Here is a 24,234-nt window from a genome sequence, read left to right on the forward strand (position 1 = left end):
CGTCTCCATCGCCCGCACCCTGGCCACGCCCACGGCCGTGGCCCACACCCCGGACGGCTCGACCCGTCCCGCCTCATCGGTCATGCGGTCAGCCTGGTAGGGCAGTTGGCGCGTCACAGGGCGGGTCCAACCTGGTGGCGCAGGCCCACAGTTCTGCGTCGTCGGGGTGCGCGAAGGCGGCCCTGATCGGGTCCGGCATGGCACCGGTCACCACGGGCCCGGATTCTCGACGACGTCGGCGGGCTTCGGCAACTGGGGGCTCGGCAGGCCGCGGAGGGCGACGGGGACGTCGAGGTCGCGACGTACGGCGATCATCGCCTCCCAATGCAGTACGTCGGCCCAGGCGGTGGTGATCGCTTCGCCCTTGGCGCCGGTCAGCCGTCCGGAGTCGGGCAGGTCGGTCTGCGCGGCGTGAGGGCGGTACTGGCCGTTTCGGTAGCCGGGTGGCTCCTGACGCTCGGATGGAGTCAGCCAGCAGCGGGCGCTGCGTGGTGGCGCTGGTAGTGGCGAGCGGCGCGGGCGCGGTTGCTGCAGGATGCCTTGCAGAACTCCTGACGCCCGTGCTCCTTGAGGAAGTAGCGGACACAGCGGGGGGCGGTGCAGGCGCGCAGCCGGGGCAGGTCGGGGCTGCTCAGGAAGGCGATCGCTGCGCGGGCGAGCGCAGCCGGCAGATCGGCCGGCGAGCTGGGGGTGGCGGGGTGCAGGCGCGCGACGGGTGCGGTGTCCGCGGGCCAGTGGAGCCGAGGGATCACCGGGCAGCGGGCGGCGGCTGTGTTCAGTCGGGACAGGGCCTGGTCGGCCGGGGGCAGGCGGTCCGCATCGGCTCGGCTGGGCGGCGCCGGACTGACCGCCCGGGCCAACAGGGCGCGTAGCGCGGCTCGTACAGCTAGCGCCTGGGTCCAGATCGCCTCATCGGCGATGAAGCCGGCAGCGGATCCGGCGGCCGTCACCGCAGCGTCCGTTCCAGCTGCCGGGAACCCCTCTGCTGCCAGTAGTTCCTCGTGGGCCGCGACCCAGGAGGTCAGGCCGCCAACCGAGGTGAGTTCGTCTGCCACCCCGCCGTCGCCGTCATGACGGATGGTGCTCGCCAGTTCCAGGGCCAGGTACCGACTCGTTGCCACGGTCCTTCCGCCTCTCATGCGCTCTTGATTACCGCGTCGGCGATACTCTACCGTCCTTAACGGATAGAGACTCATTTACCGTTAGCAACTCGGAGGGGTGCGCCACACCATGGTCCTGCTCGCACAGATCAGCGATCTCCATCTGGACGGCACCGAGCGAGCGCGCGAACGCGCCGCCCGTGTCATGGACTACCTGCGGGCCCTACCGACACCGGTTGACGCGCTACTGGTCACCGGCGACATCGCCGACCACGGGGCGCCGGCCGAGTACCAGGAAGCCGCGCAGCTCCTGGCCGCGCCCTTCCCGGTGTTGACCTGCCCGGGCAACCACGACGCCCGCGGGCCGATGCGCGCCGGGCTGCTCGGCGAAGCGACGGCGGACGGCCCGGTGAACCGCCTGCACCGGATCGGCGGCACCGCGATCCTGATGTGCGACTCCAGTATCCCTGGCAAGGACGAGGGCCTGTTGGACCAGGACACCATGAGCTGGCTGGCCGATTCGCTGGGCAGGCTGCCCGCTGGCACCCCCGCGCTGATCGGCTTTCACCACCCGCCGGTGACCCTGCACCACCCGCTTCCCGACTCCTACACGTTGCAGAACGACCAGGACTTCGCCACCCTGTTGGCCGGACATCCCGAAGTGGTCGCCGTCATCACCGGGCACGCCCACACCGCCGCGGTCTCCAGCTTCGCCGGTCGGCCGTTGCTGGTCGGCCCTGCGGTCACCTGGACCCTGCGCCTTCCCTGGGAGGGCGATGAGCCGGCGGACCGCGACCAGCCGCCGGGGATCGCCTTTCATGTTCTCGACGAGCGGCACCGGCTGACCACGCACTTCCGCGCGGTGCTGCCGTGACGGAACTGTCCGACCACATGGGCCCGCTGCCGCTCAAGGCCGTCATCAGCTACCTCGTGGCAGTGTTCCCGCTGATCGCCACCCCAGGCACGAGCCTTGCCCTACTCGCGCAACGGGTGGGCGGCAGCGGGCGGCGCGCGGCCTCGCCAGTCATACTCGGGACCGTTACCGGCCTCTACGTCCATGCGACGCTGGCCGGGCTGGGGCTCTCCGCACTGGTCATGCGCTCAAGCCAGGCCTTCACCGCAGTCCGGCTGGTCGGCGCGATCTACCTGGTCGGGCTGGGCCTATGGACCTGGCGGACAGCCGGCGCCACCCGCCGCAGCGACAGGGGCACCCAGTCCCAACGCCGGCGGCAACTGCCCTGGACTGGGCACTCCGCCTACCAGCAAGCACTGCTCGGCAATGTGCTCAACCCGAAGGCTGCATCGATCTTTCTGACCCTGACGCCGCAGTTCCTCACACCCCGTCAGCCCGTCCTGCCGCAGGTCCTGTTGCTCGCCACCGCGCAGGTGCTGCTGGTCGCAGCCTGGCTGCTGGTCTGGACGGTAGTGATCGGCACTGCGGCAGCCACACTCAGCTCGGCCACAATGCGCGCACCACTCAGGCGACTCACTGGCACCATCCTGGTCGCCCTCGGGCTACGGGCTGCGGCCACCCCTTGACCGGCCATTGGACTCCGAGCCCGACGGCACCGCCTGCGGCCGCCACTCTCATCTGCTCGTTGCCTCCATGTAGCTCGGGATCAGACCCGTCGCGGGCTCTGGCTGGGCCGCACAGTGCCGCCCCGACCGGCTGCCCGGCACCTACCACCGCACCCACGGGGTGCGCTATTTCCACGGCTGCTACTCAAACGGTGACGACACCCTGTGGGGCGTCAACCACCGCAGGAAAGGTGCCGCGAACACGCTGGCCGCGCTGAAGTCGATCCGAGCTGCCCGGCAGACGGCGCGCCGATCCGAGATTGCGGGGCGATCGGGGCTTCTCGCCTGAGGCGGCAACGGGTGGCGCTGGCAGGGACTCAGGGTTCGATGACGAGGCGTTCGATGAGACCGTCGCGGAGTGTGAACTGGTAACGCAGATCGATGCTCCCGCCGGGGAAGTTGCCCTCGAGGTGGTGGGTGGCGGTGTAGCGGGTTGCGTCGGTCTGCTGGGCGCCGGTGAGGCGGATGGTGTAGGTGAATTCGGTGGCCGATCGGTCGAGCCACTTCCCGATCGCCTGGGTGCCCTCGTAGGTGTTGCCGTCGTCGATCACTGTGGCTTCGCGGGTGAACGCCGTGATTGCGGTGGCAATGTCGTGGGCGCGGTGCGCTGCCAGATAGCGGGTGATCACCTCGGGCAGGGTGTCCGGGCTGCTGGTTCGGGGCTGGTTGTCGTGCATGACGCTCCTTGGGGTGGTGGCGGGTTCAGACGGTGGGGGTGGTGCCGCCATCGATGACGTGTTCGGCGCCGACGATGGCCGAGCCGGGATGATCCCCAGCCGCAGGCCCGGCGTGTCGAGGGCGGCCAGCAGGTGCTCCAGCTGGGCGCGCATCACCCCGGTCCGCCGATACCGGTCAACAGGGCCTGCTCCCCGAGCAGGACGTGGTAGGTCCGGCCGTCCTGCCCGAGGTAGCGGGCGCGGGCGGTGCGCTCGGCCGCGCCAGCCGCCGAGTCGTCAGGGAGCTGGTGCAGTTGGGCGACCATGCGCAGGACCTCCTGCGCGTACGCGGGAGTCTGCAAGTTGCCCCAGATGAGGTCGGGGCTGTGCCCGGCGTAGTCGCTGGTGGCGGCGGTGAGTTCGTGGAAGGCGCGCTGGATGTGTTCGGTGCCGCGCTCCAGCAGGTCGTCCCACGAAGGGATGGCGGACGGCTGCGGTGTCTCGGACGGGGTCGGTGCACTCACTGGCTGCTCCCTGCTGGTCGGATCGGCTCGGATCGGCTCGGATCGGGGACGACCGAGCGAACGGGTCAGGCACCGGCGGTCGTCGGCGCGCTCTGGTGGGGCAGGCGGTCGCCGAGGTCGTACTGGGCAGCCTGGAGTAGGTACGACTCGCGGTAGCGCGTGGCCGGTTCCCGGGCCATCAGCTCGGAGTGGCTCCCCTGTTCCACGAGGCGGCCGTGGTCGAGGACGAAGATGCGGTCGGCCTTGGCGGTGGCGCCGAGGCGGTGGGTGATGAGGATGACGGTGACGCCGAGGGAGGTGAGCTGGCGGATCTGCTCGAACGCCTCGACCTCGGTTTCCGGGTCCATCGCGGACGTCGGTTCGTCGACGACCACGAGGGCGGGGAGCCGGCCGTGGGCGTCGGGGGTGGTCAGGCGCAGGTGGGTGCGGGCGAGGGCGACCTTCTGCCATTGGCCGCCGGAGAGGCCGACGCCGCCTTCGAAGCCCTTGGCGACGAGGGTGTCCCAGCTGCGGGGCAGCTCTTCGATCACCGGGTGGAGGTCGGCGTAGTCGGCGGCGGTCTCCAGCTGCCGCTGGTCGCAGGGGACTTCGGGGCGGCCGAGGAGCAGGTTGGCGCGCAGGGTGAAGGACCAGCGTTGGAAGTTCTGGGCGAGCAGGGCGACGCTGCTGAAGAGCTGGTCGCGGTCGGCGGTCGCGGTGTCGATGCCGTCCCAGCGGACGCGGCCGCGGTGCGGCTGGTAGACCCCGCACAGGATGTTGGCGAGGGTGGACTTGCCCGAACCGTTGGCTCCCACCAGGGCGACGACCTTGCCCCGCGGGATGGTGAGGGTGACCTGGTCGAGCGCGGGGGTGTCGCGGCCGTCGTAGGTGAAGGAGACGTCCTCGACGGTGATCGTCTCGGGGCGTTCGGGCAGCGGTGTACCGCCGGTGGGGATGGCGCGGCGGTGGCCTTCGCGTCGTAGCTGGTCGAGGTCGCGGACGAACAGGCTCTCCTCGTACAGGCCGTTGATCTGGGAGACGAGGCCGCCGATGCTCGCGGTGCCGGTGCGGATGGCGACCACGGCGGTGCCGGCGGCGGCGAGCGGGATCGTGCCGTTCATGACGAGCGAGCCGAGGAGGGCGAACGCGCCGAGGGTGGCGGCGCCGGCCAGGGCGGCGGCGAGCAGGTCGGTGCGGGCCTTCGCTCCGGCGAGGCGGGCCTGTTCCTGTTCGGCGGCGCGGGCCATCTGCTCGTAGTGGTGGAGGATGAACGGCCCGGCGGCGTGCACCCGCTGCTCGGCCGCGGAGTAGGGGCGGATCAGCATGTCCGCGAGCAGGGTGCTGGCCCGGTTGTGCTGGAGCCAGGCCCGGGCGGAGGCGTAGTGGCGCCGGGCGGTGCGCACCGCGCCCCATCCCCGCGGGGCGGCGATCAGCACCAGCATGGGCAGCAGGGCGGGGTGGAGGACGGACAGGACGCCGGCGGCGGAGACGAGGCCGAAGGTGGCGGTGAGGACGGAGGTGGCCTGGCCGATGATGCTCTGCAGCGACATCGCGCCCCAGCGGGCGCTGTCCACCTCGGCGAGGAACGCCGGGTCCTCGATGGCCTCCAGCTCGGAGCGGCTGACGATGCCGAGGAACTCGATCGTGGCCTGGCGGAAGACCGCCGGCTTGAGGCGCTCGCCCGCCCAGCCCGAGGCCGCGGACAGCACCGAGGACAGGCCCGCGATCACCCCGACCGCCACGATCGCCGGTGTCGCAGCCCGCAGCACGTCGGCGACCTCGCCGGCAGCGAGCAGGGCCGTCAGCGCGTGGTTGGTGGCGATCAGCGCGACGGCCGCCGCCAGGCCGCGCAGCAACTCGGCGCCGACCAGGGTCACCAGCGCCGCGCGGTCGGCGTCCCAGGCCATCCGCCCGGCCAGGCGCAGGAAACCCGGCATCTGCCGCGCCACCGCCCAGAACGTCACCTTGCCGCTGGCCATCTCGTGCTTGGCCCAGCCGTAGTCGTAGCGCATCGGCCCGCCGAACAGCAGCTGCTCGCTGTCCGGTACCGGGTCCGTCGAGGTCTCGGGTGCGCTGGTCACATACTCCCTTTCGCAGATGGGGGATCGCGGTGGTCGGACGCCGGTGCCGTCAGAGCCCGGCGTAGCCGCGGGGCAGCCGGTACGGACCGGCCACGGGCGAACCGGCCGCCACGGTGCCGGCCGGGCGCCGGTCACGTCTCGACGAGCTGCCGCCCGCCGGAGGCGAGGTCGAAGCCGTGGGTGGAGAAGGCGGGCCCGCCGGCCAGGTACGCCTCCACCGCGGCCTTGGAGGTCGGGAACGCCGGGCTGGGCAGGACGGCGGCGGCGGGGTGCCACCGCACCTCCAGGTGCTTGTCCGGCTCGACGTTGACCAGCTCGCCCGTGAACTTGCTGGTGGCGAAGACGAACAGCACGAACCCGCCGCGCCCGTCCCAGCCCTCCTTGGCCTGGATGGTGTGCACCAGGCGCAGGTCGCACGGCCGGGCGATGAGCCCGGCTTCCTCACGCAGTTCCCGGGCGGCAGCGTGGGCGATGTCCTCCCCGGGGTCGACCTTCCCGCCGGGGATCGTCCACGCCGGGCCCGGGGTCCAACTGCGCTGCGCGTAGTGGACGGTGGCGATCCGGTCGGTGCTCAGGTCGTGGGCGATGACGCCGGCCGACAGCCTGCTCGTCTCGTGCATCAGGGGTGCTCCTGGGTGAAGGTTGAAGGGGCAAGGGAGGGGACGCGACGGTGGGGCGACTGCTTCTAGGCGTCGCGTGGGGGCAACTCCGAGAGCGCGGTTTCGTGCATGATGCGCTCGACCGTGTCGCGGAGGGTGCTGTCGCAGCCGATGACGGTCTCGATCCCGCCGGGAAGTACGTCGTGCTCGCGGTACCAGTCGCGCAGATCCTGCTCGGTGACGGCCGCCGCCAGGTACTCGGGATCGGTTTTCGAGGCGTGGCGGACCAGCGTCTCGTCGATCGGGATGTCGAGGTAGTAGCAGCGGGTGACGCCGCGATGGTCGTCCACCAGCTGCGTGAGCATGTCGCCGTAGTGGTCTGCGCACAGGATGCCTTCGATGACGACGTGGTAGCCGGCGCCCAGTGCGTACCGTGCCACGGTGTCGATCAGGCCGATGTTCGCGCCGCCGGGCCGGTCCTGCTCGCGCAGGACGGTGCGGCGCAGGTTGTCCTGGGCGACCACGGCCAGGCCCCGGCCGAACCGGTCACGGATTCCCGCAGCCACCGACGACTTGCCCGACGCCGAGTTTCCCCGGACGACCACGAGGCGAGTCTCCGTGTTGCCCACGGGCGCCCCGGCGGTCGGTCGCGCCGGGTGGCTCGTGGTGCTCATGCCGGCCAGCCGACGACGGACAGCGGGCGGCCGGCGGCGATCTGCGCGAGCGCGTCGGCGGTGTAGCCGACGATCGGCTCCGGAAGCCCGTCCAACGGCCAGAAGCGCAGGGCGGTGCACTTGTCCGGCTCGCGGTTGGTGATCCTCCCGGCGTACGCGCGGGCGGTGAAGAACAGCTGGAGGCGTCCGGCACCGTCGTCGGCGTCGAGGTGGTGGAGGGTGTGCACCAGGTCGAGGTCCTCCTCCCGGATGGTGATGCCGAGTTCCTCGTCGGCCTCGCGGACCATGCCGGCAAGCACGGACTCTCCCGCTTCGAGGTGGCCGGCTGGAGCGTGCCAGTGCTGATCGGCGAACGTGGTGTTGGCGCGCTGTCCGAGCAGCACCCGGCCGTTCTCGATCAGGACCAGGTGCACTCCGACAACCAGGTTGTGCGACAAGGGAGTTCTCCTTCCCAGGAGGTGAGGGAACCGATGCGGGAGCGCGGCCGGTTCAGGGCATGGCGAAGCTGCGATCAAACTGGTGATCGTTTGTCGTACGTGAGTGCGTCGGTAGGTGTCCCACCGTAGGCGGACCGGCGGGGCCGCGTCGGCGTGTCGCGGCAGAAGCCACACGATCCGGTGAACGGCCCCAACTCGTCATACTGATAAGGCGGTTGCTGGTCGAACAGGGAAGTGTGCCACGGGGGACCGACAATCGAGCCATGCACGGCGGGAGGCGGGCGTTCACGCCTCCGCCAGGGCTGTGATCCGGCTCCGGAGGCGCTCGGCAGGGCCGGCACCGCGCCGGTCGTCGAGGTCGACGTAGAGCTCGACCGTACGGGTGAGCTCGGGTTCGGCGGCGGCGTACTGCTCGGCTTCGTGGAGAGTGGCGCCGATTTCGGCAGTGCACTGGGCGATGCCGCTGGCGACCCAGGACCACGACCTACGACGGCTCGTGTGCACCGGGCGGGGCGGGCGGGGCGATCCCGCCGCTCTCCCGATCGGGCCTACGGTGCTATCGGAGTGCCCACGGACAGGTGGGCTGGTGCCGGTACAGGAACATGACGGTGCCGCCGGCCGCGACGCGACGTTCGGTCGTCACTCGGCAGCAGCGGCGGCCACCTCGGAGCCGCCGGTGACCGCCAGGCTCCCGCCCTCGCAGAAGTCGTTCTGTACATCCACGACGATCAGTGCTCGATGCATGGGAATCATCCTTCTGTCGCTTCCCTGTGATCGCGACCGCCCTCCTTGATCGTTGTGCCAGGGCATCAGCATGAGGTGGTGTGGGTCCGGCGTGGCCCCATGGAATGGACGACGGCAAGCGGGGGAGGCGCCATCCCCGGGGTCCCGGTCGCCTCCAGCGATGAACGCCGATCGCGTCGCCGAGCAGGCGGCGCGAGAACAGGTCGATCACCTTGGCCAGGTAGAGCCGGTGATGATCCTCGGGTGACGGTGCCCCGGCGATCCGTCGCGCGGTGGGTCAGACCTTCTCGACCGCGGTCGCATGCGTGGCTTCCTCGACTCTGTATTCGACCCTGTCCCCTTGGCGCAAAGCCTGGGACTCGTCGGGATTCAAGAGGTCATCCAAGGAAAAGTCCAGTACGTCGCCTGCGGCATCCCGGATGCATCCCTCTCCGGCCTCCGAATACCAGACCTCGATCTTTCCTTCAGCCATGGTCGAGTCTCCTTCGCTCAAGGATCGTGATGCGGTACTGCGCGCGCCGGGCGGTGCCACCAGCCGGAATCCCTGCCGGCTGCGTGCCGCCTCGTTGTCGTCACAGCCGCTGGAGACAGCCGGCGCGGAACGGTCCGGCACCCAGGCCGGGCAGGAGCGGGGGAGAGCCGCCGGAGCGCGCCGCTGCAACTCCGCGTTGCCATCAGGGCAACCTGTTTACGCACGCCGGCATTCCCCCTGCTTGGGGAGACAACCTGCACGTCCGATTCAAGGAAACCTCGTTCCGCAGTTGTGTCGAGGCCAGTTTGGAGGTATACGGACAGATGTGATGAGTGCCGTCCGGACGGGCGGCCGGGTGCCGCGCCGCTGCGGCGGCCGCCTGAGCCGGATGGTGAGCCGCGTCGACGAAGGAGGTGTCGACAGTGATCACGGAACTGGCCCTGGAACGCGTGGAGTTCACCTGCGGCCACTGCTGGCACCAGTGGAGCATGGACTACGACGTCCAGCACTACCGCGATGACGACGGACGGGACTGGGAGTACTTCTCCCGCGACGGCATAGCGGTGGACTCGCCCTACACCCCCCAGGGAGCGCCGCCCTGCCCCGAGTGCGGGCGCCGCTGGGTGGGACGCATTCTCGCCCGCCGGCCGATTCCGACACCGCCGGGCCCGGTCGGCACACCGCGTCAAGCGATTGTCGACGCCCCGGGTCACCGGCCGGAGCGGCACGGTGCGCCGCCGCTCGACGCGCGGGCCCATACCCAGCCGGCGCGGCTCGGAGCGCCTGATGCAGAGGGTGGCGGGGTGAAGGTCGACGCTGACGCGGGAGAGGGGGTGTGAGTTGATGGCGAGGCTGATGGTCGAAGGCGCGGACTTGGTGGTCCGGTTGCGCTGGTGGGAGCGGCTCGTGACGCGGTCGGGGCCGGTCCGGGTGCCGCTGACGGCGGTGGAGAAGGTCACGATCACCAGGCAGCCGTGGAGGGTTGTCCGCGGAGTTCGCGAGAGTGGCCTGCTGGTCCCCGGCAGGCTGTGCCTGGGGGTGTGGCGGCATCCTGGTGGCCGGGACTTCGTGGCCCTGCGTCCCTTCACGGACGTGGTGGTGAGCGTCGACCTGCGTCGGCCCTCGCCGTTCACGCGCGTCGCGGTCCACTCGATCGAGGCGCCGCAAACGGTGGCCGAACTGCGCACGGCGACGAGCCGGGCCGCGGTCGCGGCAGAGGAGCACGATGAGGGAGCCGCCGGGGCGGCGCCAGAGCCCGAGAAGCCGCTGGCCCGGCCAGGCGGCCCGCGGGCGCGCATTCCGGCCCACGCCTGAGCACCTGCCCGCGCGGCATGGCGCGATTCCCGTGCTGTGACCTGGATGCGGCCCGTTCCCGGTGTGCCGGGAACGGGCCGCATCACGGCGCCGTGCCATGCCCGTCGGTGCGAGACGGCGGGTCGGGTGTCAGTGCTGTACCGGCTTGACCAGGCCGTCCGGGCCGACAAGATCGAAGACCCGTGCGACGATCGGGGCACGCACGCCGGTGACCTTCAGGCCGATGCCCGCCCCCCTTGCTTCGCGGTGGGCGCGTTCGAGTACGTCCACGCCCGCGCAGTCGCAGAACGTCACCCCGGAGAAGTCCAGTTCCACGTGATCGGGCCCGCGCGAGAGGCAGTCTTTCAGGCGGATCTCGAGCTCGGGAGCGGTGGCAAGGTCGATCTCTCCGGTGACGGTGACGGTGGCCCGGCCGTCCCACCTGGCGACGGCAGTGCGGAACTTGCTGTCGTTCACAGCCATGGGTCCACCTCCCACAACCGGTTCATCCACTCCCAGAGGCTCAGCGGCATGGAGCGAGCGCAGGGCTCGACCCCCACCGAACCGACCCGCACCGCGGGGCCGGACGGCCACCCACGCCCACCGCGGACCCGGACGGCCGGTGCGGCCCCGGCCGAGTCACCGGTCGCCGGGACCACACGCACCGGCACCCGCACCCCGGCCGCACGACCGGCGGTGCTGTCGGCCAGAGGGGGGTGGCGGCCAGCGTCGCGTTCGGCGTCGTAGGCGGCGCGCAGTCCGGGGTCGTGCAGGACCTCGTACGCGGCTATCACGTCGCCGAGTTGTTCGGCCGGTCCCGGCCCGGCAGACCTGGGTGGGCGGGAATCCGGGTGCAGCAGGCGGACCTGAGCCCGATAGGCCGAGGTGATCTGCTGCGCGGACGCCGAGGGCTCGACTCCCAGCACCGCGTAGTGATCCCGCCACGGTCGCGCACCGGTCATGGCAGCCCACCTCCTCGGCTTGCCCGGACGCCCGTGCTCAGCCCGGGCGAACCCGGCCTGGGGCAGAGCAGAACCTCCTCATCGACCTGCATAGAACCTTGGCAGGCGCTTGTCAAGATGCCCTGAATGGGGGTGTGAGAGCGGCTCCCGCGAGAGAGCCCGGCAGTGTCACCGACCGATTGGGGAGAGTGACTGATGATGCTGATGCGCACCGATCCCTTCCGCGAGCTCGACCGGCTCACCCCAGCAGCTGCTGGGCACCACGGCCCGGCCAGCGGCGATGCCGATGGACGCCTACGAGGGCGACGGGACCTTCCCGCTCCCGACAGCATCGACCTGAACGTCGAGCAGAACGTCCTGACGGTCAAGGCCGAGCGGCCCGGCCCGGAGGTCGAAGACCGCGAGATGGTCGTCGCCGAACGGCCTTACGGCGTCTTCAGCCGGCAGCTGTTCCTCGGCGACACCCTCGAATCCGACAGGATCGACGCCGACTGCGACGCCGGTGTGCTCACGATCCGCATCCCGGTGGCGGAACAGGCCAAGCCCCGGAGAATCGAGATCACGAGCGACAGCGAGAAGAAGCAGATCACCAGCTGATCAGCGCACCCGCAGCCCTGGCGCTCGGTTCCTGGCGGACCCCCGCGCCAGGGCTGGTCCGCGATCAGGGGCAAGGCACGGCCTGCTCGGCGGCGTGGCGTTCGGCGCCGGCTCAAATCCGTGGCCTGCCGTCCCGATCGCCGGGCGGCCAGGAAGTCGCCGACAAGCCCGGCCCGTGGCGCCGGGTCAATGGGAAGCTCCACCACCGAGACCTCACCTCGCCGCTCGAAACCTCTCTTCCACGTTACAGATTTCCTCCACCCGCGGTCCTCGACTTATTCTTGACCCTATGGGACTCAAGTTTCCTTCCTCCCACTGAGGCAAGATGGGGAGGGACAGCAGGAGAGGAGGCCGGCGATGGCACGCGCAGTCGGTATCGACCTGGGGACGACGAACTCGGTGGTCTGCGTGCTGGAAGGCGGCGAGCCCATCGTCATCGCCAACGCCGAGGGAGCGCGCACCACCCCGTCGGTGGTGGCCTTCGGCAAGGGCGGTGAGGTGCTGGTCGGCGAGGTCGCCAAGCGGCAGGCGGTCACCAACGTGGACCGCACGGCCCGGTCGGTGAAGCGGCACATGGGCGAGAGTGACTGGCGTTTCCCGGAGAAGGGGGACGTGAACGGCAAGCGCTACACCGCGCAGGAGATCTCGGCGCGGGTGCTGCAGAAGCTGAAGCGGGACGCCGAGTCCTACCTGGGTGAGGACGTGACGGACGCGGTGATCACCGTGCCCGCGTACTTCAACGATTCCCAGCGCACGGCTACGAAGGAGGCGGGTGAGATCGCGGGCCTGAAGGTGGCGCGGATCATCAACGAGCCGACTTCCGCCGCGCTCGCGTACGGCCTGGACAAGGAGAACGACCAGACGGTGCTGGTCTTCGACCTCGGCGGCGGCACCTTCGACGTGTCGCTGCTGGAGATCGGCGAGGGCGTGGTGGAGGTGAAGGCCACCTCCGGCGACACCCACCTCGGCGGTGACGACTGGGACCAGCGGATCGTCGACCACCTGGTCAAGCAGTTCAACAACGGCTACGGCATCGACCTGTCCAAGGACAAGATGGCCGCGCAGCGCCTGCGCGAGGCCGCCGAGAAGGCGAAGGTCGAGCTGTCCGCCGCCACGGAGACCACGATCAACCTGCCCTACATCACCGCCTCCGCCGAGGGCGCCCTGCACCTGGACGAGAAGCTCACCCGCGCCCAGTTCCAGCAGCTGACCGCCGACCTGCTGGAGCGCTGCGAGGGCCCGTTCCACCAGGCCGTGAAGGACGCCAGGATCGAGGTCAAGGATGTCGATCACGTGATCCTGGTCGGCGGCTCGACCCGGATGCCGGCCGTCACCGACCTGGTGAAGAAGCTCACCGGCAAGGACCCGCACAAGGGCGTCAACCCGGACGAGGTCGTCGCCGTCGGCGCCGCGCTGCAGGCGGGCGTGCTGAAGGGCGAGGTCAAGGACGTCCTGCTGTTGGACGTCACCCCGCTGTCCCTGGGCATCGAGACCAAGGGCGGCATCATGACCAAGCTCATCGAGCGCAACACCACAATCCCGACCCGGCGTTCGGAGGTCTTCACCACCGCCGAGGACAACCAGCCCTCGGTGACCGTGCAGGTCTACCAGGGCGAGCGGGAGATCGCCGCGTACAACAAGAAGCTCGGCATGTTCGAGCTGACCGGCATCGCCCCGGCCCCGCGCGGGGTGCCGCAGGTCGAGGTCACCTTCGACATCGACGCCAACGGCATCATGCATGTCGGCGCGAAGGACCTCGGCACCGGCAAGGAGCAGAAGATGACCGTCACCGGCGGATCCTCCCTGCCCAAGGACGACATCGACCGCATGATCCGCGAGGCCGAGCAGCACGCCGAGGAGGACCGCCGCCGCAAGGAGACGGCCGAGACCCGCAACCAGGGCGAGCAACTCGCCTACACCACCGAGAAGTTCCTCAGCGACAACCAGGACAAGGTCCCGGCCGAGGTGAAGAGCGAGGTGGAGGCGGCCCTGGCGGAGCTGAGAGACAGTCTCAAGGGCGAGGACACCGGCGCGATCCGCGCGGCGAGCGAGAAGGTCGCCCAGGTCAGCCAGAAACTGGGCCAGGCCATCTACGCCCAGACCGCCCCCGGTGCGCCAGGCGGCGGTGCGACCGGCCCGCAAGGCTCGGAAGAGGAGGTCGTGGACGCCGAGATCGTGGACGAGGACGAGCGCAAGGGAGGCGCCGCATGACCACGCCATCCAGGCCCAGCAAGAACGCCGAGGACCAGCGCCCTCAGGTGGTCATCCACGACAAGCGGCGCATCGACCCCGACACCCTGCAACTGCGTGATGCCGGCACGAAGCCGCCGACCGACCCCCGGGGACGGGAGCACCCTGGCGGCACCGACAGTGCCCTGCTGGCCGGCGGTGCCGCCCCCCGCGGCCAGGCGCCCGAAGAGACCGGCGGCGAGGCGCTACGGGCCGCGCTGGCCGAACGCACCCAGGATCTGCAACGTGTGAAGGCCGAGTACGACAACTACCGCAGGCGCGTCCAGCGCGAACGCCTCGCGATCGGCGAAGCCGCCGTGGCCGAAGCCGTCCGCACCCTGTTGCCTGTCCTCGACACCATCGACCAGGCCCGCGCCCACGACGACGCCGCAGCCGGCTTCGAAGCCGTCGCCAACCGCCTGCAGATCCAGCTGGCCTCGCTCGGACTCGAAACCCTGGGCACGGAGGGCGAACCCTTCGACCCCGAATGCCACGAAGCACTCACCTCGACCGAATCGGACCACGTCGACCACCCCACCTGCACACACATCCTGCGATCCGGCTACCGGCTCGGCGAGATCCTGCTGCGCCCGGCGCAGGTGGCAGTCGAACAACCGCCCGCCCCGGACCGGCAGAGCACGAGCACTTCCGTGTCCGATCGCACCGACTCGGCATAGGACACGCGGTCCACGCCTCCGTGCGGCCTGCCCGTTTTCCCGGGCCCGTACGGAGCACACGCGAATAGGCGGAACCGGATTCCGCCGCGGGCGGACGCCGTCGCCGTCCACGAGCCGGGCATCGTCCCGGTCCGGCGGACACCAGAGAGGGAGAAGCCCATGACGGAGAAGAAGACCATCACCGTGTTCGGTGCCACCGGCTCCCAGGGCGGTGCGCTGGCCCGGGCGATCCTCGCCGACGAGAACGGCGAGTTCGCGGTCCGCGCCGTGACCCGCACCCCGGAGTCGGACCGCGCCAAGGAACTGGAGCGGCTCGGCGCCGAAGTGGTACGGGCCGACATGGACGATCGGACAAGCCTCCCGCCCGCCTTCGACGGAGCGTACGGCGCCTACCTGGTGACCAACTTCTGGGAGCACATGTCCGCCGAGCGCGAGAAGGCACAGGCCGCCGCCCTGGCCGCCGCGGCCGGCCACGCCGGTATCCAGCACGCGATCTGGTCCACCCTGGAGGACACACGCGAGTGCATCCCACTGGACGACGACCGCATGCCCACGCTGCAGGAGCGTTACAAGGTCCCGCACTTCGACGCCAAGGCCGAAGCCGACCACTACTTCACCGACGCCGGTCTCCCGACGACCTTCCTGCGCACCACGTTCTACTGGGAGAACCTGCTTGGCCCCTTCGCCCCTCACCGCGGCGCCAACGGCGTCCTCGAACTGTCGCTGCCGATGGGCACCAGCCGCCTGTCCGGTATCGCCGTCGAGGACATCGGCCGCACCGCCCTGGCGATCCTCAAGCGAGGCACCGACCTCATCGGCGCCACCGTCAGCATCGCCGGCGAGCACCTGACGCTCACCGACATGGCCAAGGCCATCACCGAAGCCCTCGGCGAACCCGTCCAATACCTGCCGATGACCCCCGACGCCTACCGTGAACTCGACTTCCCCGGCGCCGACGAGGCCGGAAACATGTTCCAGTACTACGCCGAATGCGAGGAGCACTTCACCCACGCCCGAGACCTGGACGCAGCCCGCGAACTCAACCCCCTGCTCCAGGACTTCGCCACCTGGCTCACAGCCCACCACGACCAGTTGCGCACCGCCCTCAGCGCCTGAGCGGACCGCGATCGCGCCAGGCAGGCCGCTGCGGCGTCGAGCACGGCCGGAGGAGAGGACAGATGCAGCGGTACGCGCGATTCGCAACCAGCGGCCCCAACGCCTCATCGTGACAGCGCCGGTGTGCGACACGCGACTGGCCGCCGAGATCCGGCAGGACAACGGCGACCTGATTTGCCGCCACCAGACCTGGTACCTCCATGCCATCGGCCCCTGGTACGAGGACTTCCGCGAGGTCACGGACCGTGAGGACGCGTTCGGTGTTCTTGCCGGACTTCTTGTCGGCGAAGATCCGGATACACCCGGCCTCCGTGAGGGCGTGGATCTGCCTATCGAGCAGCTGTCCCTTGGTGGACACGCGCGCGTAGCCAACGAGGGCACCGGTCCGGATGGCGGGGACGGGGGCGAGCAGGTCGTCGTCGACGGGCTCTGGGGGCGGCCGCATGGTCGGGGAGTGTGCCGAAATCGGTGCCGCCGAATTTCTTGAGCACACCGACTTTCTGACACCGTTTCTCGGACATGTTCTGGGCCTCGGCGGGGCCGGAACGGCCGGCTGCCGATCTTGTTCGGGAATCGGTCGATAGATGAACGCTGCCGCCGATCACGTGCAGTAGGCGCCGAGGCCGTGTTCCAACAGGGCGAACGCCTGCTGCGCGGCGGCGACGGCGTCCGGATGGACCGCGTCGGCCGTTTCGCCGGCCGCGAGCCGTCGGACGTTCTCCCGGACCAACTCGTTCTGCACGCCGCACAGCTGGGTCGCCGCCGTACGCGCCGTGATGTCGCGCGGGCCGGTTCCGGTCTGCTCCGCGAGCGCGGCGGCGAGCGCGTCCACTGTGCGGGTGGCCTGCTCCAGCACGCGCAGCCGCAGGCTCGGTGCGGCGAGGACCATGCGGTGGAAGGCGAGGACGTGCTCGTCGTCGTTGAGGCCGGTGACGACGTCGCGCCGGTCCAGCCCGGCCAGGAAGTGCCGGCGCAGGGCGCCGAGCGCGGACTCGCCGGGGTCCCGGGCGAGGACGATCGCGACGGTGTCGTCGAAGTGGTCCTCGAACCGGTGCAGGACCAGGTCTTCCTTGGTCGGGAAGTGGTTGAACACCGTCATCGTCGAGACGTCGGCCGCTGCCGCGACGTCGGAGACAGGGACGTTGTCGAAGCCGCGCTCCAGGAACAGCGAGATAGCCGCCTCGGAGATGGCACGCCGTGTCTGCCGCTTCTTTCGCTCCCGCAGGCCGCCGCTCCCGTTGCTCATGCCGTCAAGATACCACATAGCTTATATCGCTACAAAGTTTGATTGACATAAGCGTTATAGTCACTATAAGAATTCTCCCAGGCGGTCGCCATGGCGCGTCCAGGCCCTGGAGGAGGGGACGGGATGAGCGGGATCACCATGGTGGGGGCGCCTTGCGGGGAAGGCGCGGATCCGCCGATGAGTCGAAAGCACGTCGTGGTCGCGGTGGTCGGCTGCTTCGCCACCCTGCTGCTGGGGCTGCTCGACCAGAACATCGTCAGCGCGGTGTCGTGGACGATGGTCAAGGACCTCGATCCGCTGCGCGGCGTGGACCATCTCCCCTGGCTGCTGACCGCCTACACGCTGGCCGACTGCATCGTGCTCCCGCTGTACGGGAAGCTGGCCGACGTCTACGGCGCCAAGCGCATCTACCTGCTCGCGCTCGGCATCTTCCTGACGGGGTCCATCCTGTGCGGCCTCGCGCAGAACATGGCCGAGCTGATCGCCTTCCGGGCCCTGCAGGGCGTGGGCGGCGGCGGACTGATGTCCGTGACCATGGTGGTCCTCGGGCTCCTGGTCCGACCGGGACAGGCCGAGGAGCAGGAGGACTCGGGCAGGGCCGGCATGGGCGGGATCATGGTGGGCCTGGGCATCGTGCTGGGCCCGGCCGCCGGCGGGCTGGTCGCCAACCACCTGAACTGGCGCTGGGTCTTCTACATCAACATCCCGCTGGGCGTCGCCGCGTTCGTCACGTCCGTGCTGCTGGTCCGGCTCCCGGTGACACCGGTCAAGCGCCGCATCGATTTCCTGGGCGCCGGCCTCATCGCCGCGGCCGCGAGCGCGCTGCTGATGATCTCCCAGTGGGGCGGCAAGGACTACGCGTGGACCTCGCCGACCATCGAGGGTCTGGGCATCGCCGCGGTGGTCCTGCTCGCCGCCTTCCTCTGGCGCCAGACGACCGCGGAGGAGCCGATCTTCACGCTGGCGCTGCTGCGCAACCCGGTCTTCCGCATCATGGTGCCGCTCGGCTTCTTCGGCGGCATCGGTCTCGCGGGCTCGGTGGCGTACATGGCCGGCTACCTCCAGGAGGCCCGGGGGATGACCCCGACCAGCGCCGGCCTGCTGTTCCTCCCCATGGCCATCGGCATGATCATCGTGGGCGTGCTCTCCGGCAAGGCCATGGTCAAGATGGCCGGTCGGTACCGGTACCAACTGCTCGCCGGCCACCTGCTGGTCGCCGGCGCGATGGTGATCTTCAGCAATCTGGGGACCGACACCTCGCTCTGGTTCCTGAGCTTCGGACTGTTCCTGCTAGGCCTCGGCCTGGGGCTGTGCCTGGGCATCGGCCTGATGATCACCCAGAGCGCGGTCGATCCCGAGAACCTCGGTGTGGCCACCACCTCGGTGCGGTTCGCCCAGCAGCTCGGCGCCTCGGCCGGCCTCGCGATGTTCGGCACCGTACTCAACCGCGAGCTCGCCTCGAAGCTCAGCAGCGCGGCGGGCGCCGCCGACGCGAACGGCCGGCTGAACACAGCGGCCCTGCCCGCACTGAGCCCGGAGCAGAAGCACGCCGCACTGGAGGCGATCGTCTCCTCGACCCACACGGTGTTCGCGATCGCCGCCTGCGTCATGGTCATTCCAGCCGTGCTGTCGATGTTTCTCAAGGAACGCCCCGGACCGTCCGCCCGTGTACCTCGGCAGCGTTCGTAACGGACCGGCGACCGGGCGGACTTCCTTGAGGGAACGGAGTTGCCGCCGACCGCGGCGACGGCATTCAGAAGCGACAACAGGGCCTCCTTGCGCATTCGGTGCCGACAACCTCCAAGCTGCACAGAGACCCTGTCTTCATGCGGCGACAACACCGAGGTCACCCGAATCGGGAACCCGGTAACACTCGTGCTAATTCCAAGCCTCGCGACGGGTTTGCGATCGCTTCCTAGCAGCTCAGAATCCGTGCGCCGAATCTCGCTCGACGCCCCGGCGACTGCCCGACCGCCCCTCGGAACGGACGACCATGGCGTACGTCCGGCACCGCTCCACGACGCGCCTCCTCACCGGGCGGCCCCGGAGGCCGGGTGGCGGTCCAGGATGGCTCCGACGATCCTCATGAGCCGCTCGCCCGCGTGCTCAACGCTCCCGTTCTGGGTGCTCACCTGGGCTCCTTCGAGGATGAAGGTGAGTTCCGCTGCCGTCTCGTCCGGGTCCGGCAGTCCGGCCCGGACGCACAGGTCGGTGAGGCGGCGCAGCTGGCCGGCCTTGTGGGCTTCGATGAGCCGGCGCGCCGGGTGGGCGCGGTCGGGCAGTTCCGCCACGGAGTTGATGAACGGGCACCCCCGGTGGGAGATCCCGGGAAGGCCGTCGGCGATGAAGCGGGCGATCCCCAGGATCTGCGCCCGGGGCTCGTCGGGGTGTGCGTCCGCCAGCCGGTCGAAGGCGGCGGTGTAGTCGGCGGCCAGGATGCGCAGCCACTCCTCGACCAGTGCGTCCTTGGTCGCGAAGTGTCGGTAGAGCGCCATCTTGGTGGTCCCGGCCCGGTCGGCGATGGCCTGGACGCCGACGGCCTTGATCCCCTCGCGGGCGAAGAGCTCCTCCGCCGCGTCGAGGATCCGCTCCCGGGGCGGCAGCGTGGCCACCCTGCTCTGCCTGCCGGCTCTGTCCGTGTTCGTCATACGGGCCCCTCGTCGGTGCGGCGGGGCGTCGCGCCGCCTGACATCGATGCTACGGTACCGACCAGTCCCGCACGATACCGATCGGTCTCATCAGATACTGATCGGTATCGTTTCCCATTGGTGCCCTCTCCCCGGACGGATGCGATGAAGCTCTCCGAGTACGTGACCTACGACGGCGTCGGCCTGGCCGATCTGGTGGCCCGCCGCCACGTGAGCGCCGCCGAACTCGCCTCGACCGCCCTGCTGGCCTGCGAGACCGTGAACCCGAAGATCAACGCCGTCGTCGAGACCTGGCCCGCACAGGACACGCCGGCTCCCGGCAGTACACCCCTGGCGGGGGTCCCGTTCCTCATCAAGGACCTCGCCGTCGCGATGGCCGGCCGGCGCACGGAAATGGGCAGCCGACTCGCCACCGGAAACACCGCCGACTCCGACTCCACGCTCATGACGCGCTTCCGTCGCGCCGGACTGGTGACCCTCGGCCGCACGGCCACGCCGGAGTTCGCCTACAGCACCACCACCGAAGGCCTCCTGTACGGGGCCACCCGCAACCCGTGGGACCCGGCCCGCAGCCCCGGCGGCTCCAGCGGCGGATCGGGAGCCGCCGTCGCGGCCGGCATCGTCCCGATCGCGCACGCCACCGACGCGGCGGGCTCCATCCGCGTCCCCGCCGCCGCCAACGGTCTGTTCGGGCTGAAGCCGACCCGCGGCCGGATACCCATGGGTCCCGATACGGACGAGGTGTTCAACGGGCTCGCCGTCCACGGCGCGCTCAGCCGCTCGGTCCGCGACAGCGCCGCGCTGCTCGACCTCGTCCACGGACCCGAGGCCGGCGATCCGTACACCGCCCCGCTGCCCGAGCGGCCCTACGCCCAGGAGGTCACCCGCGCCCCCGGCTCCCTGCGGATCGGCCTCCTCACCCGGCCCTGGGGCGGTCGGGCCGTCGACGCCACCGTCACCGACGCCGCCGTCCGCTCCGCCCGGCTCGCCGAGGCCCTGGGCCACCGGGTCCAGGAGGTCCACCTCGACCTCGGCCTCGACTGGGACGACTTCGCCCTCGCGAACGCCCGCCTGTGGAGCACCAATCTGGTGACCTGGATCGACGACCTCGCCGCGGCCACCGGACGGCCCGTCGACCTCACTACCCTCGAACCGGAGATCCTCGCCAGCTACACCTACGGACAGCGGGTCAGCGGCGCCGAGTTCGTCCGCGCGCTCGCCATGCGCAACGTCGTCAGCCGCGGGATCGGCCGGTACTTCACCGACCACGACCTCCTGCTCACCCCGACCCTGCCCGAACTGCCCGTCCCGCTGGGCACGTACGCCGAAGGCGCGGAGGGCGCAGACGGTCTCGGCTGGCTGAAGCAGCTTTTCCACCGCTCGCCCTTCACCGCCGCGATCAACATCGCGGGCACTCCCGCCATGTCCGTCCCCCTGGAGACCGACCCCGCCACCGGACTCCCCATCGGCATCCAGTTCGCCGCGGGATACGGACGCGAGGACCTCCTCTTCCGCCTCGCCGGACAGCTGGAGCGGGCCGCACCCTGGGCGCAGCGAACCCCCACCATCTGGTCGGGCCGCCCTGCCTGACACCCGCCGGGCCCTGCCCGCACGGCTCCGGACGACCAGGTAACCGCCGCCGCAGAAGGATGCCGGCTGACCCGCAAACGCCGGGGGAGTTCAAGAGAAGACTTGAAGAGCCTCCCCTCATCGTGCCACGCGTGGACCAGCCGGTGGGCCCGTGGACGCCCTCTCCAATCGGCACAACCACCGGTTCGACGCCCGCGGGTCGCTACGGCCAGATCCTCCACCAGTAATCGGGCGGCCTCCCGACGCTCTTTCAGCAACCCCAGCGGCGTCACACACTCCGTTCCGACCTCGACAACCCGACGCCGAAGCCCTGCCGCCCAACCCCGCACACCATGCCTGAACAGCGAAAGGTCATACGCCGCAAGCGGATTGCGGATGCCTTCTCACCCCTCGATGAGAACCGGTCCGCTGGCTAGGAGCTGTTCAAGGCTCGGATCATGTGGTTGAAGTCAGGGACTTCAACCACATGATTGATCCGCGAAGGTGAAGGCCTGCGGCGTAGTTTTCCGGGCTTTTGCCGTTCCGGGTGGCCAGGCCGCGCCATGTCTTGAGCTTCTGGAAGCACCGCTCGACATGGTTGCGCTGCTGGTAGCGGTCGGGATCGAAGGTGACCGGCCGGCCACTGCCAGTGCGGAACCGCCACAACACCCCGTTGAACTGGTCCCGAACCCGCCGAGGCAACGGCCCGGTGGCAGCCACCGGAACATGCGGTTCGATCAAGGCCCGATCGGCATCCGTCACGTCAAAACGCGCCACGATCCTGAGTCCTACCAGAGACACCAGCCCGCAACCGAGCCCAACCAAGATCCAAACCTTGAACTGTCCCTAGCGGAGGATCATGGCCACCGCTGTGGTCAGCAGCAAGCTGACGGACATCGCGGGCAGGCCGACCCTGGGCCGTTCGAGCGCCCACCAGAGGCAGGCGAACGGGACTATGAGGAAGAACATTCCGAGGAAGAAGCCCGCGGCTGCGTCCGGGCGGCCGGTCAACAGGGCACAGGCGATCGTCGACAGGTAGCAGCCCGTGAGCACGCCGGTGACCGCGGACACCGGCGCGGAGGATTCGGCGCTCCCGTTCCGCCACCACTTCCGCAGCCCTTCGAAGCGGCGGTCTGCCGTAGCTTTCGGCACCGCGCCCCGCGGTACGGCAGCCTCGGGCACGGCGTCCTGCGGCACCGCATCCTCTGGAACCGCGTCCTGCGGTATGGAGGACCGGTCTGTGTCGGCTTCAGTCATGTGTGGTTCTCCCCCGAGAAGGCCGCACCCCATCTGCGCGTGGCCGCGAGGCGGTTCGGACGCGGGAAGCCTAGGCCGTGCGGCGGGAAGTGATCAACTGTCGGAGTGGGCTGTCAGCTCGGTGCCCGATGGAGCGCACGCCGAGCCGGACCGCCGGCAGCAGTACCCAGAACAGTGATGCCGAGGTGGTGAGGAACGCGACCGGTATCGACAGCGAAAGGCCGCGACCAGGCCGCCAACCGCCGGCGCCGAGGGCGCCTCGGCGGCCGGCCACCCACATTCGACCGGGACCTCTACCGCGACCGCAACGTGGTCGACCGATGCTTCGCCCGCCTCAAGCGGTTCCATGCCATCGCGACCAGGTTCGACAAGCTCGCCGACCGCTACCGCGCCGGAGTCGTCCTGGCCTCCCTGATCCTCCGGCTCCGCGACCCAGCCAGGTGATCATGTGTCAGACAGCCCTTAGCGCGGGCGCCACGGGCCCCGCCGAGGACCGCACGACCCATTTGAGCCAGCGGTATGGCCGAAGCCGGTGGCGCGCCCGAGGTGCGTTGGGCTGACAGCGTGAGAGGGCGTCACCGGTCGGCGCGCTACCGCGGCCGGGAGGATCGCCCCCGTTCACAGTGCAGGCATGCATATCCTTCCCTCGTGGTGCCGTTTTGCCGTGGTGACCGTGCTGGCCTGCCTGCTCTCCGTGACCGGGACGCAGGCCGTGGCCGCTCCCGCTCGCGCCAGCTCCTCGTCGACCGGGTTCTCCTTCCCGTTCGCGGGATCGCCTCGCTACCTGGCTGCGACACCGACCGAGATTGCGCCAGGAGGCTTGCTCCACCGCCCCCTTGGGCAGAAGCTGGCCGACGCGATCGCGGTGCGGCTCGGGCTGCGCAAGGCGGACGCGTTCACGACGAAGCAGTACATGGAGTTCATCTCCGGCGGCGGTGTCGGCGGCGACCCCAAGGCGGCGGCGCTGGTCGACGCGAGCGTGCGCATCCTCACCAACACCACCGGGCGTCCGCTCTTCGCCGACGTCAACGGCGTCGTCACGCCGACGGTCCTCGCCAGCTACGGCCTCTTCGTCACCGAGGACGGCTGGCTGGAGAGCCCGGCCTACGCGACGGCCCCGACGCGCCTGGTGAACACCGTGATCGAGCCGGGCGGCTACATGGGCACCTGGATGCGGGCCAACGGCGCGACCGCCTCGCTGCAGATGCTCTACCGCTCCGCCTACCCGGTCGAGGCCGCGTACGGCTTCATCGCGCAGCAGATCTCCGGCGACGCGCAGCTCGCGCCGAACACGAAGGACGGAGTCCGCACGGAGGTGGGGATGTCAATGGCCCCGGCCTTGTGGGCCACCAACTTCGCCCTCATCTACACGCTGAACCCCAAGCTCGCCGCCGACATGCCGGCCCGCTGGGCCCCGATCCCCGACGTCGTCGCGAACGCGATCCTCACCAGTCCCACGGGCCGCGTCCGCTACGCCGATTACGCCTCCGACCTGCAATGATCTAAGCCCCGATGGGCGACCCGGCCGCCGTCGCCGAGGTCATCGCCACCTACCGCCACCGCCTGGCCCCGCGCACCAGCCCCGAGGCCATGGCCGCCCTCGCCGCGCCGATCGGCGGCCAGCAGTGGACCCCGGCCAGCGAGGCCTTCGCCCGGCTCCGCGCTGCCGGCGGCGACCGGTGACCGACCAGCCCGCCGAGCGCAAGCCGTTGCACGTCCTCCTCTCCGACGCCGTCGGGCAGGCCCGCCGCGCTGTGCGCTGGCGAGCCGGACGCGGTCGAGAAGCTCGTCGAGCG

Annotated in this window: 27 protein-coding genes and 4 pseudogenes; 14 read left to right on the top strand and 17 right to left on the bottom strand. The window is 70.2% G+C overall.

Translation table 11 applies throughout. The features are described 5' to 3' along the window. Positions 1–467: 467 nt before the first annotated feature. Positions 468–1,139 carry an ABATE domain-containing protein gene (locus ACPC54_RS38420; RefSeq protein ID WP_498971742.1) on the bottom strand — a complete coding sequence of 224 codons (672 nt, stop codon included), beginning with the start codon at positions 1,137–1,139 and terminating at the stop codon, positions 468–470. A gap of 91 nt (positions 1,140–1,230) precedes the next feature. Between ACPC54_RS38420 and ACPC54_RS38425 the strand changes: the two genes are divergently transcribed. From ACPC54_RS38425 to ACPC54_RS38435, 3 genes and pseudogenes are all read left to right on the top strand, one after another. Beyond that, on the top strand, positions 1,231–1,974 hold the full coding sequence (locus ACPC54_RS38425) for a metallophosphoesterase (RefSeq protein WP_498971744.1): 744 nt from the start codon (positions 1,231–1,233) through the stop codon (positions 1,972–1,974). Between the two features lie 17 nt (positions 1,975–1,991). Then, positions 1,992–2,639, top strand: a complete 648-nt coding sequence (locus tag ACPC54_RS38430; RefSeq protein ID WP_498971837.1) for a LysE family translocator — start codon at positions 1,992–1,994, stop codon at positions 2,637–2,639. A 73-nt stretch (positions 2,640–2,712) separates the two neighbouring features. After that, a pseudogene (locus tag ACPC54_RS38435) lies at positions 2,713–2,933 on the top strand (IS630 family transposase); the annotation flags it as partial. A gap of 62 nt (positions 2,934–2,995) precedes the next feature. Here ACPC54_RS38435 and ACPC54_RS38440 read toward each other — a convergent pair. The 9 genes and pseudogenes from ACPC54_RS38440 to ACPC54_RS38480 form a co-directional block, all read right to left on the bottom strand. Continuing rightward, positions 2,996–3,355, bottom strand: a complete 360-nt coding sequence (locus tag ACPC54_RS38440; protein WP_498971746.1) for a nuclear transport factor 2 family protein — start codon at positions 3,353–3,355, stop codon at positions 2,996–2,998. 152 nt (positions 3,356–3,507) lie between these two features. Continuing rightward, a complete protein-coding gene (locus ACPC54_RS38445) occupies positions 3,508–3,858 on the bottom strand; it encodes a Scr1 family TA system antitoxin-like transcriptional regulator (RefSeq protein ID WP_498971748.1) in 351 nt (116 codons plus the stop codon). Between the two features lie 65 nt (positions 3,859–3,923). Then, entirely contained in the window at positions 3,924–5,918 is a 1,995-nt protein-coding gene (locus ACPC54_RS38450) for an ABC transporter ATP-binding protein (RefSeq protein ID WP_498971750.1), read from the bottom strand. 131 nt (positions 5,919–6,049) lie between these two features. Continuing rightward, a complete protein-coding gene (locus ACPC54_RS38455; protein WP_498971752.1) occupies positions 6,050–6,538 on the bottom strand; it encodes an NUDIX domain-containing protein in 489 nt (162 codons plus the stop codon). 65 nt (positions 6,539–6,603) lie between these two features. Beyond that, complete coding sequence (locus ACPC54_RS38460) at positions 6,604–7,191, bottom strand: AAA family ATPase (protein ID WP_498971754.1); 588 nt, start codon at positions 7,189–7,191, stop codon at positions 6,604–6,606. Then, a complete protein-coding gene (locus ACPC54_RS38465) occupies positions 7,188–7,628 on the bottom strand; it encodes an NUDIX hydrolase (protein WP_498971756.1) in 441 nt (146 codons plus the stop codon). The genes ACPC54_RS38460 and ACPC54_RS38465 overlap by 4 nt, the downstream gene beginning before the upstream one ends. A 285-nt stretch (positions 7,629–7,913) precedes the next feature. Then, positions 7,914–8,132, bottom strand: coding sequence for a hypothetical protein (locus ACPC54_RS38470; RefSeq protein WP_498971758.1), 219 nt, complete (start codon positions 8,130–8,132; stop codon positions 7,914–7,916). Positions 8,133–8,270: 138 nt separating this feature from the next. Beyond that, a pseudogene (locus tag ACPC54_RS38475) lies at positions 8,271–8,372 on the bottom strand (nicotinamidase); the annotation flags it as partial. 277 nt (positions 8,373–8,649) lie between these two features. After that, positions 8,650–8,844 (bottom strand): hypothetical protein, encoded by a 195-nt coding sequence (locus tag ACPC54_RS38480; RefSeq protein WP_498971760.1) that lies wholly within the window; start codon positions 8,842–8,844, stop codon positions 8,650–8,652. Positions 8,845–9,266: 422 nt separating this feature from the next. Here ACPC54_RS38480 and ACPC54_RS38485 point away from each other — a divergent pair, with 422 nt between their 5' ends. Together ACPC54_RS38485 and ACPC54_RS38490 are read left to right on the top strand one after the other, a co-directional pair. After that, complete coding sequence (locus tag ACPC54_RS38485) at positions 9,267–9,683, top strand: hypothetical protein (protein WP_498971762.1); 417 nt, start codon at positions 9,267–9,269, stop codon at positions 9,681–9,683. A gap of 4 nt (positions 9,684–9,687) precedes the next feature. After that, on the top strand, positions 9,688–10,158 hold the full coding sequence (locus ACPC54_RS38490) for a hypothetical protein (protein WP_498971764.1): 471 nt from the start codon (positions 9,688–9,690) through the stop codon (positions 10,156–10,158). A gap of 129 nt (positions 10,159–10,287) precedes the next feature. On the opposite strand, the gene ACPC54_RS38495 is transcribed toward ACPC54_RS38490, so the two are convergent. Next, a complete protein-coding gene (locus ACPC54_RS38495; RefSeq protein ID WP_498971766.1) occupies positions 10,288–10,620 on the bottom strand; it encodes an STAS domain-containing protein in 333 nt (110 codons plus the stop codon). After that, positions 10,611–11,099 carry a J domain-containing protein gene (locus tag ACPC54_RS38500; protein WP_498971768.1) on the bottom strand — a complete coding sequence of 163 codons (489 nt, stop codon included), beginning with the start codon at positions 11,097–11,099 and terminating at the stop codon, positions 10,611–10,613. The genes ACPC54_RS38495 and ACPC54_RS38500 overlap by 10 nt, the downstream gene beginning before the upstream one ends. A 195-nt stretch (positions 11,100–11,294) precedes the next feature. Here ACPC54_RS38500 and ACPC54_RS38505 point away from each other — a divergent pair. From ACPC54_RS38505 to ACPC54_RS38520, 4 genes and pseudogenes are all read left to right on the top strand, one after another. Then, positions 11,295–11,696, top strand: a pseudogene (locus ACPC54_RS38505) (Hsp20/alpha crystallin family protein). Between the two features lie 357 nt (positions 11,697–12,053). Next, on the top strand, positions 12,054–13,907 hold the full coding sequence (dnaK, locus tag ACPC54_RS38510; protein WP_498971770.1) for a molecular chaperone DnaK: 1,854 nt from the start codon (positions 12,054–12,056) through the stop codon (positions 13,905–13,907). After that, positions 13,904–14,602 carry a nucleotide exchange factor GrpE gene (gene grpE / locus ACPC54_RS38515; RefSeq protein WP_498971772.1) on the top strand — a complete coding sequence of 233 codons (699 nt, stop codon included), beginning with the start codon at positions 13,904–13,906 and terminating at the stop codon, positions 14,600–14,602. The genes dnaK and grpE overlap by 4 nt, the downstream gene beginning before the upstream one ends. 159 nt (positions 14,603–14,761) lie before the next feature. Beyond that, complete coding sequence (locus ACPC54_RS38520; RefSeq protein ID WP_498971774.1) at positions 14,762–15,718, top strand: NmrA/HSCARG family protein; 957 nt, start codon at positions 14,762–14,764, stop codon at positions 15,716–15,718. On the opposite strand, the gene ACPC54_RS38525 is transcribed toward ACPC54_RS38520, so the two are convergent. Both ACPC54_RS38525 and ACPC54_RS38530 read right to left on the bottom strand, forming a co-directional pair. Continuing rightward, complete coding sequence (locus ACPC54_RS38525) at positions 15,708–16,163, bottom strand: recombinase family protein (RefSeq protein WP_498971776.1); 456 nt, start codon at positions 16,161–16,163, stop codon at positions 15,708–15,710. The genes ACPC54_RS38520 and ACPC54_RS38525 overlap by 11 nt on opposite strands. A 156-nt stretch (positions 16,164–16,319) precedes the next feature. Then, on the bottom strand, positions 16,320–16,964 hold the full coding sequence (locus ACPC54_RS38530) for a TetR/AcrR family transcriptional regulator (RefSeq protein WP_498971778.1): 645 nt from the start codon (positions 16,962–16,964) through the stop codon (positions 16,320–16,322). Positions 16,965–17,141: 177 nt separating this feature from the next. Between ACPC54_RS38530 and ACPC54_RS38535 the strand changes: the two genes are divergently transcribed. Further along, the gene (locus ACPC54_RS38535; RefSeq protein ID WP_498971780.1) at positions 17,142–18,653 is read left to right on the top strand and encodes an MFS transporter; all 1,512 of its coding nucleotides are present in this window, start codon (positions 17,142–17,144) and stop codon (positions 18,651–18,653) included. Between the two features lie 341 nt (positions 18,654–18,994). Here ACPC54_RS38535 and ACPC54_RS38540 read toward each other — a convergent pair whose 3' ends face one another. Next, on the bottom strand, positions 18,995–19,612 hold the full coding sequence (locus ACPC54_RS38540) for a TetR/AcrR family transcriptional regulator (protein ID WP_498971782.1): 618 nt from the start codon (positions 19,610–19,612) through the stop codon (positions 18,995–18,997). A 144-nt stretch (positions 19,613–19,756) separates the two neighbouring features. On the opposite strand from ACPC54_RS38540, the gene ACPC54_RS38545 reads away from it, so the two are divergent. After that, positions 19,757–21,202 carry an amidase gene (locus tag ACPC54_RS38545; RefSeq protein WP_498971784.1) on the top strand — a complete coding sequence of 482 codons (1,446 nt, stop codon included), beginning with the start codon at positions 19,757–19,759 and terminating at the stop codon, positions 21,200–21,202. Between the two features lie 435 nt (positions 21,203–21,637). Here the strand turns inward: ACPC54_RS38545 and ACPC54_RS38550 are convergent, their stop codons facing one another. Both ACPC54_RS38550 and ACPC54_RS38555 read right to left on the bottom strand, forming a co-directional pair. Next, the gene (locus ACPC54_RS38550; RefSeq protein ID WP_498971786.1) at positions 21,638–21,958 is read right to left on the bottom strand and encodes a transposase; all 321 of its coding nucleotides are present in this window, start codon (positions 21,956–21,958) and stop codon (positions 21,638–21,640) included. Between the two features lie 69 nt (positions 21,959–22,027). Then, positions 22,028–22,438 carry a hypothetical protein gene (locus tag ACPC54_RS38555; protein ID WP_498971788.1) on the bottom strand — a complete coding sequence of 137 codons (411 nt, stop codon included), beginning with the start codon at positions 22,436–22,438 and terminating at the stop codon, positions 22,028–22,030. A 225-nt stretch (positions 22,439–22,663) separates the two neighbouring features. Between ACPC54_RS38555 and ACPC54_RS38560 the strand changes: the two are divergent. The 3 genes and pseudogenes from ACPC54_RS38560 to ACPC54_RS38570 all read left to right on the top strand — a co-directional run. After that, positions 22,664–22,904: pseudogene (locus tag ACPC54_RS38560) on the top strand (IS5/IS1182 family transposase); the annotation flags it as partial. A gap of 354 nt (positions 22,905–23,258) precedes the next feature. Then, positions 23,259–23,939: a hypothetical protein gene (locus ACPC54_RS38565; RefSeq protein WP_498971790.1), complete on the top strand. Its 681-nt coding sequence runs from the start codon at positions 23,259–23,261 to the stop codon at positions 23,937–23,939. A gap of 11 nt (positions 23,940–23,950) precedes the next feature. Further along, positions 23,951–24,121 (top strand): hypothetical protein, encoded by a 171-nt coding sequence (locus tag ACPC54_RS38570; protein WP_498971792.1) that lies wholly within the window; start codon positions 23,951–23,953, stop codon positions 24,119–24,121. Positions 24,122–24,234: the final 113 nt, after the last annotated feature.

Origin of the sequence: Kitasatospora sp. NPDC094028 (assembly GCF_049543595.1) — a bacterium.
Lineage (GTDB): Bacteria > Actinomycetota > Actinomycetes > Streptomycetales > Streptomycetaceae > Kitasatospora.

What these genes read in the sequence shown, in the direction of transcription:
- ACPC54_RS38545 (WP_498971784.1), top strand. Translation starts at nt 19,757, where the DNA reads ATGAAGCTCTCCGAGTACGTGACCTACGACGGCGTCGGCCTGGCCGAT.
- dnaK (WP_498971770.1), top strand. Translation starts at nt 12,054, where the DNA reads ATGGCACGCGCAGTCGGTATCGACCTGGGGACGACGAACTCGGTGGTC.
- ACPC54_RS38425 (WP_498971744.1), top strand. Translation starts at nt 1,231, where the DNA reads ATGGTCCTGCTCGCACAGATCAGCGATCTCCATCTGGACGGCACCGAG.
- ACPC54_RS38455 (WP_498971752.1), bottom strand. Translation starts at nt 6,538, where the DNA reads ATGCACGAGACGAGCAGGCTGTCGGCCGGCGTCATCGCCCACGACCTG.
- grpE (WP_498971772.1), top strand. Translation starts at nt 13,904, where the DNA reads ATGACCACGCCATCCAGGCCCAGCAAGAACGCCGAGGACCAGCGCCCT.
- ACPC54_RS38540 (WP_498971782.1), bottom strand. Translation starts at nt 19,612, where the DNA reads ATGACGAACACGGACAGAGCCGGCAGGCAGAGCAGGGTGGCCACGCTG.
- ACPC54_RS38490 (WP_498971764.1), top strand. Translation starts at nt 9,688, where the DNA reads ATGGCGAGGCTGATGGTCGAAGGCGCGGACTTGGTGGTCCGGTTGCGC.
- ACPC54_RS38525 (WP_498971776.1), bottom strand. Translation starts at nt 16,163, where the DNA reads ATGCGGCCGCCCCCAGAGCCCGTCGACGACGACCTGCTCGCCCCCGTC.
- ACPC54_RS38460 (WP_498971754.1), bottom strand. Translation starts at nt 7,191, where the DNA reads ATGAGCACCACGAGCCACCCGGCGCGACCGACCGCCGGGGCGCCCGTG.
- ACPC54_RS38420 (WP_498971742.1), bottom strand. Translation starts at nt 1,139, where the DNA reads ATGAGAGGCGGAAGGACCGTGGCAACGAGTCGGTACCTGGCCCTGGAA.
- ACPC54_RS38500 (WP_498971768.1), bottom strand. Translation starts at nt 11,099, where the DNA reads ATGACCGGTGCGCGACCGTGGCGGGATCACTACGCGGTGCTGGGAGTC.
- ACPC54_RS38480 (WP_498971760.1), bottom strand. Translation starts at nt 8,844, where the DNA reads ATGGCTGAAGGAAAGATCGAGGTCTGGTATTCGGAGGCCGGAGAGGGA.
- ACPC54_RS38430 (WP_498971837.1), top strand. Translation starts at nt 1,992, where the DNA reads ATGGGCCCGCTGCCGCTCAAGGCCGTCATCAGCTACCTCGTGGCAGTG.
- ACPC54_RS38530 (WP_498971778.1), bottom strand. Translation starts at nt 16,964, where the DNA reads ATGAGCAACGGGAGCGGCGGCCTGCGGGAGCGAAAGAAGCGGCAGACA.
- ACPC54_RS38520 (WP_498971774.1), top strand. Translation starts at nt 14,762, where the DNA reads ATGACGGAGAAGAAGACCATCACCGTGTTCGGTGCCACCGGCTCCCAG.
- ACPC54_RS38535 (WP_498971780.1), top strand. Translation starts at nt 17,142, where the DNA reads ATGAGTCGAAAGCACGTCGTGGTCGCGGTGGTCGGCTGCTTCGCCACC.
- ACPC54_RS38555 (WP_498971788.1), bottom strand. Translation starts at nt 22,438, where the DNA reads ATGACTGAAGCCGACACAGACCGGTCCTCCATACCGCAGGACGCGGTT.
- ACPC54_RS38495 (WP_498971766.1), bottom strand. Translation starts at nt 10,620, where the DNA reads ATGGCTGTGAACGACAGCAAGTTCCGCACTGCCGTCGCCAGGTGGGAC.
- ACPC54_RS38570 (WP_498971792.1), top strand. Translation starts at nt 23,951, where the DNA reads ATGGGCGACCCGGCCGCCGTCGCCGAGGTCATCGCCACCTACCGCCAC.
- ACPC54_RS38440 (WP_498971746.1), bottom strand. Translation starts at nt 3,355, where the DNA reads ATGCACGACAACCAGCCCCGAACCAGCAGCCCGGACACCCTGCCCGAG.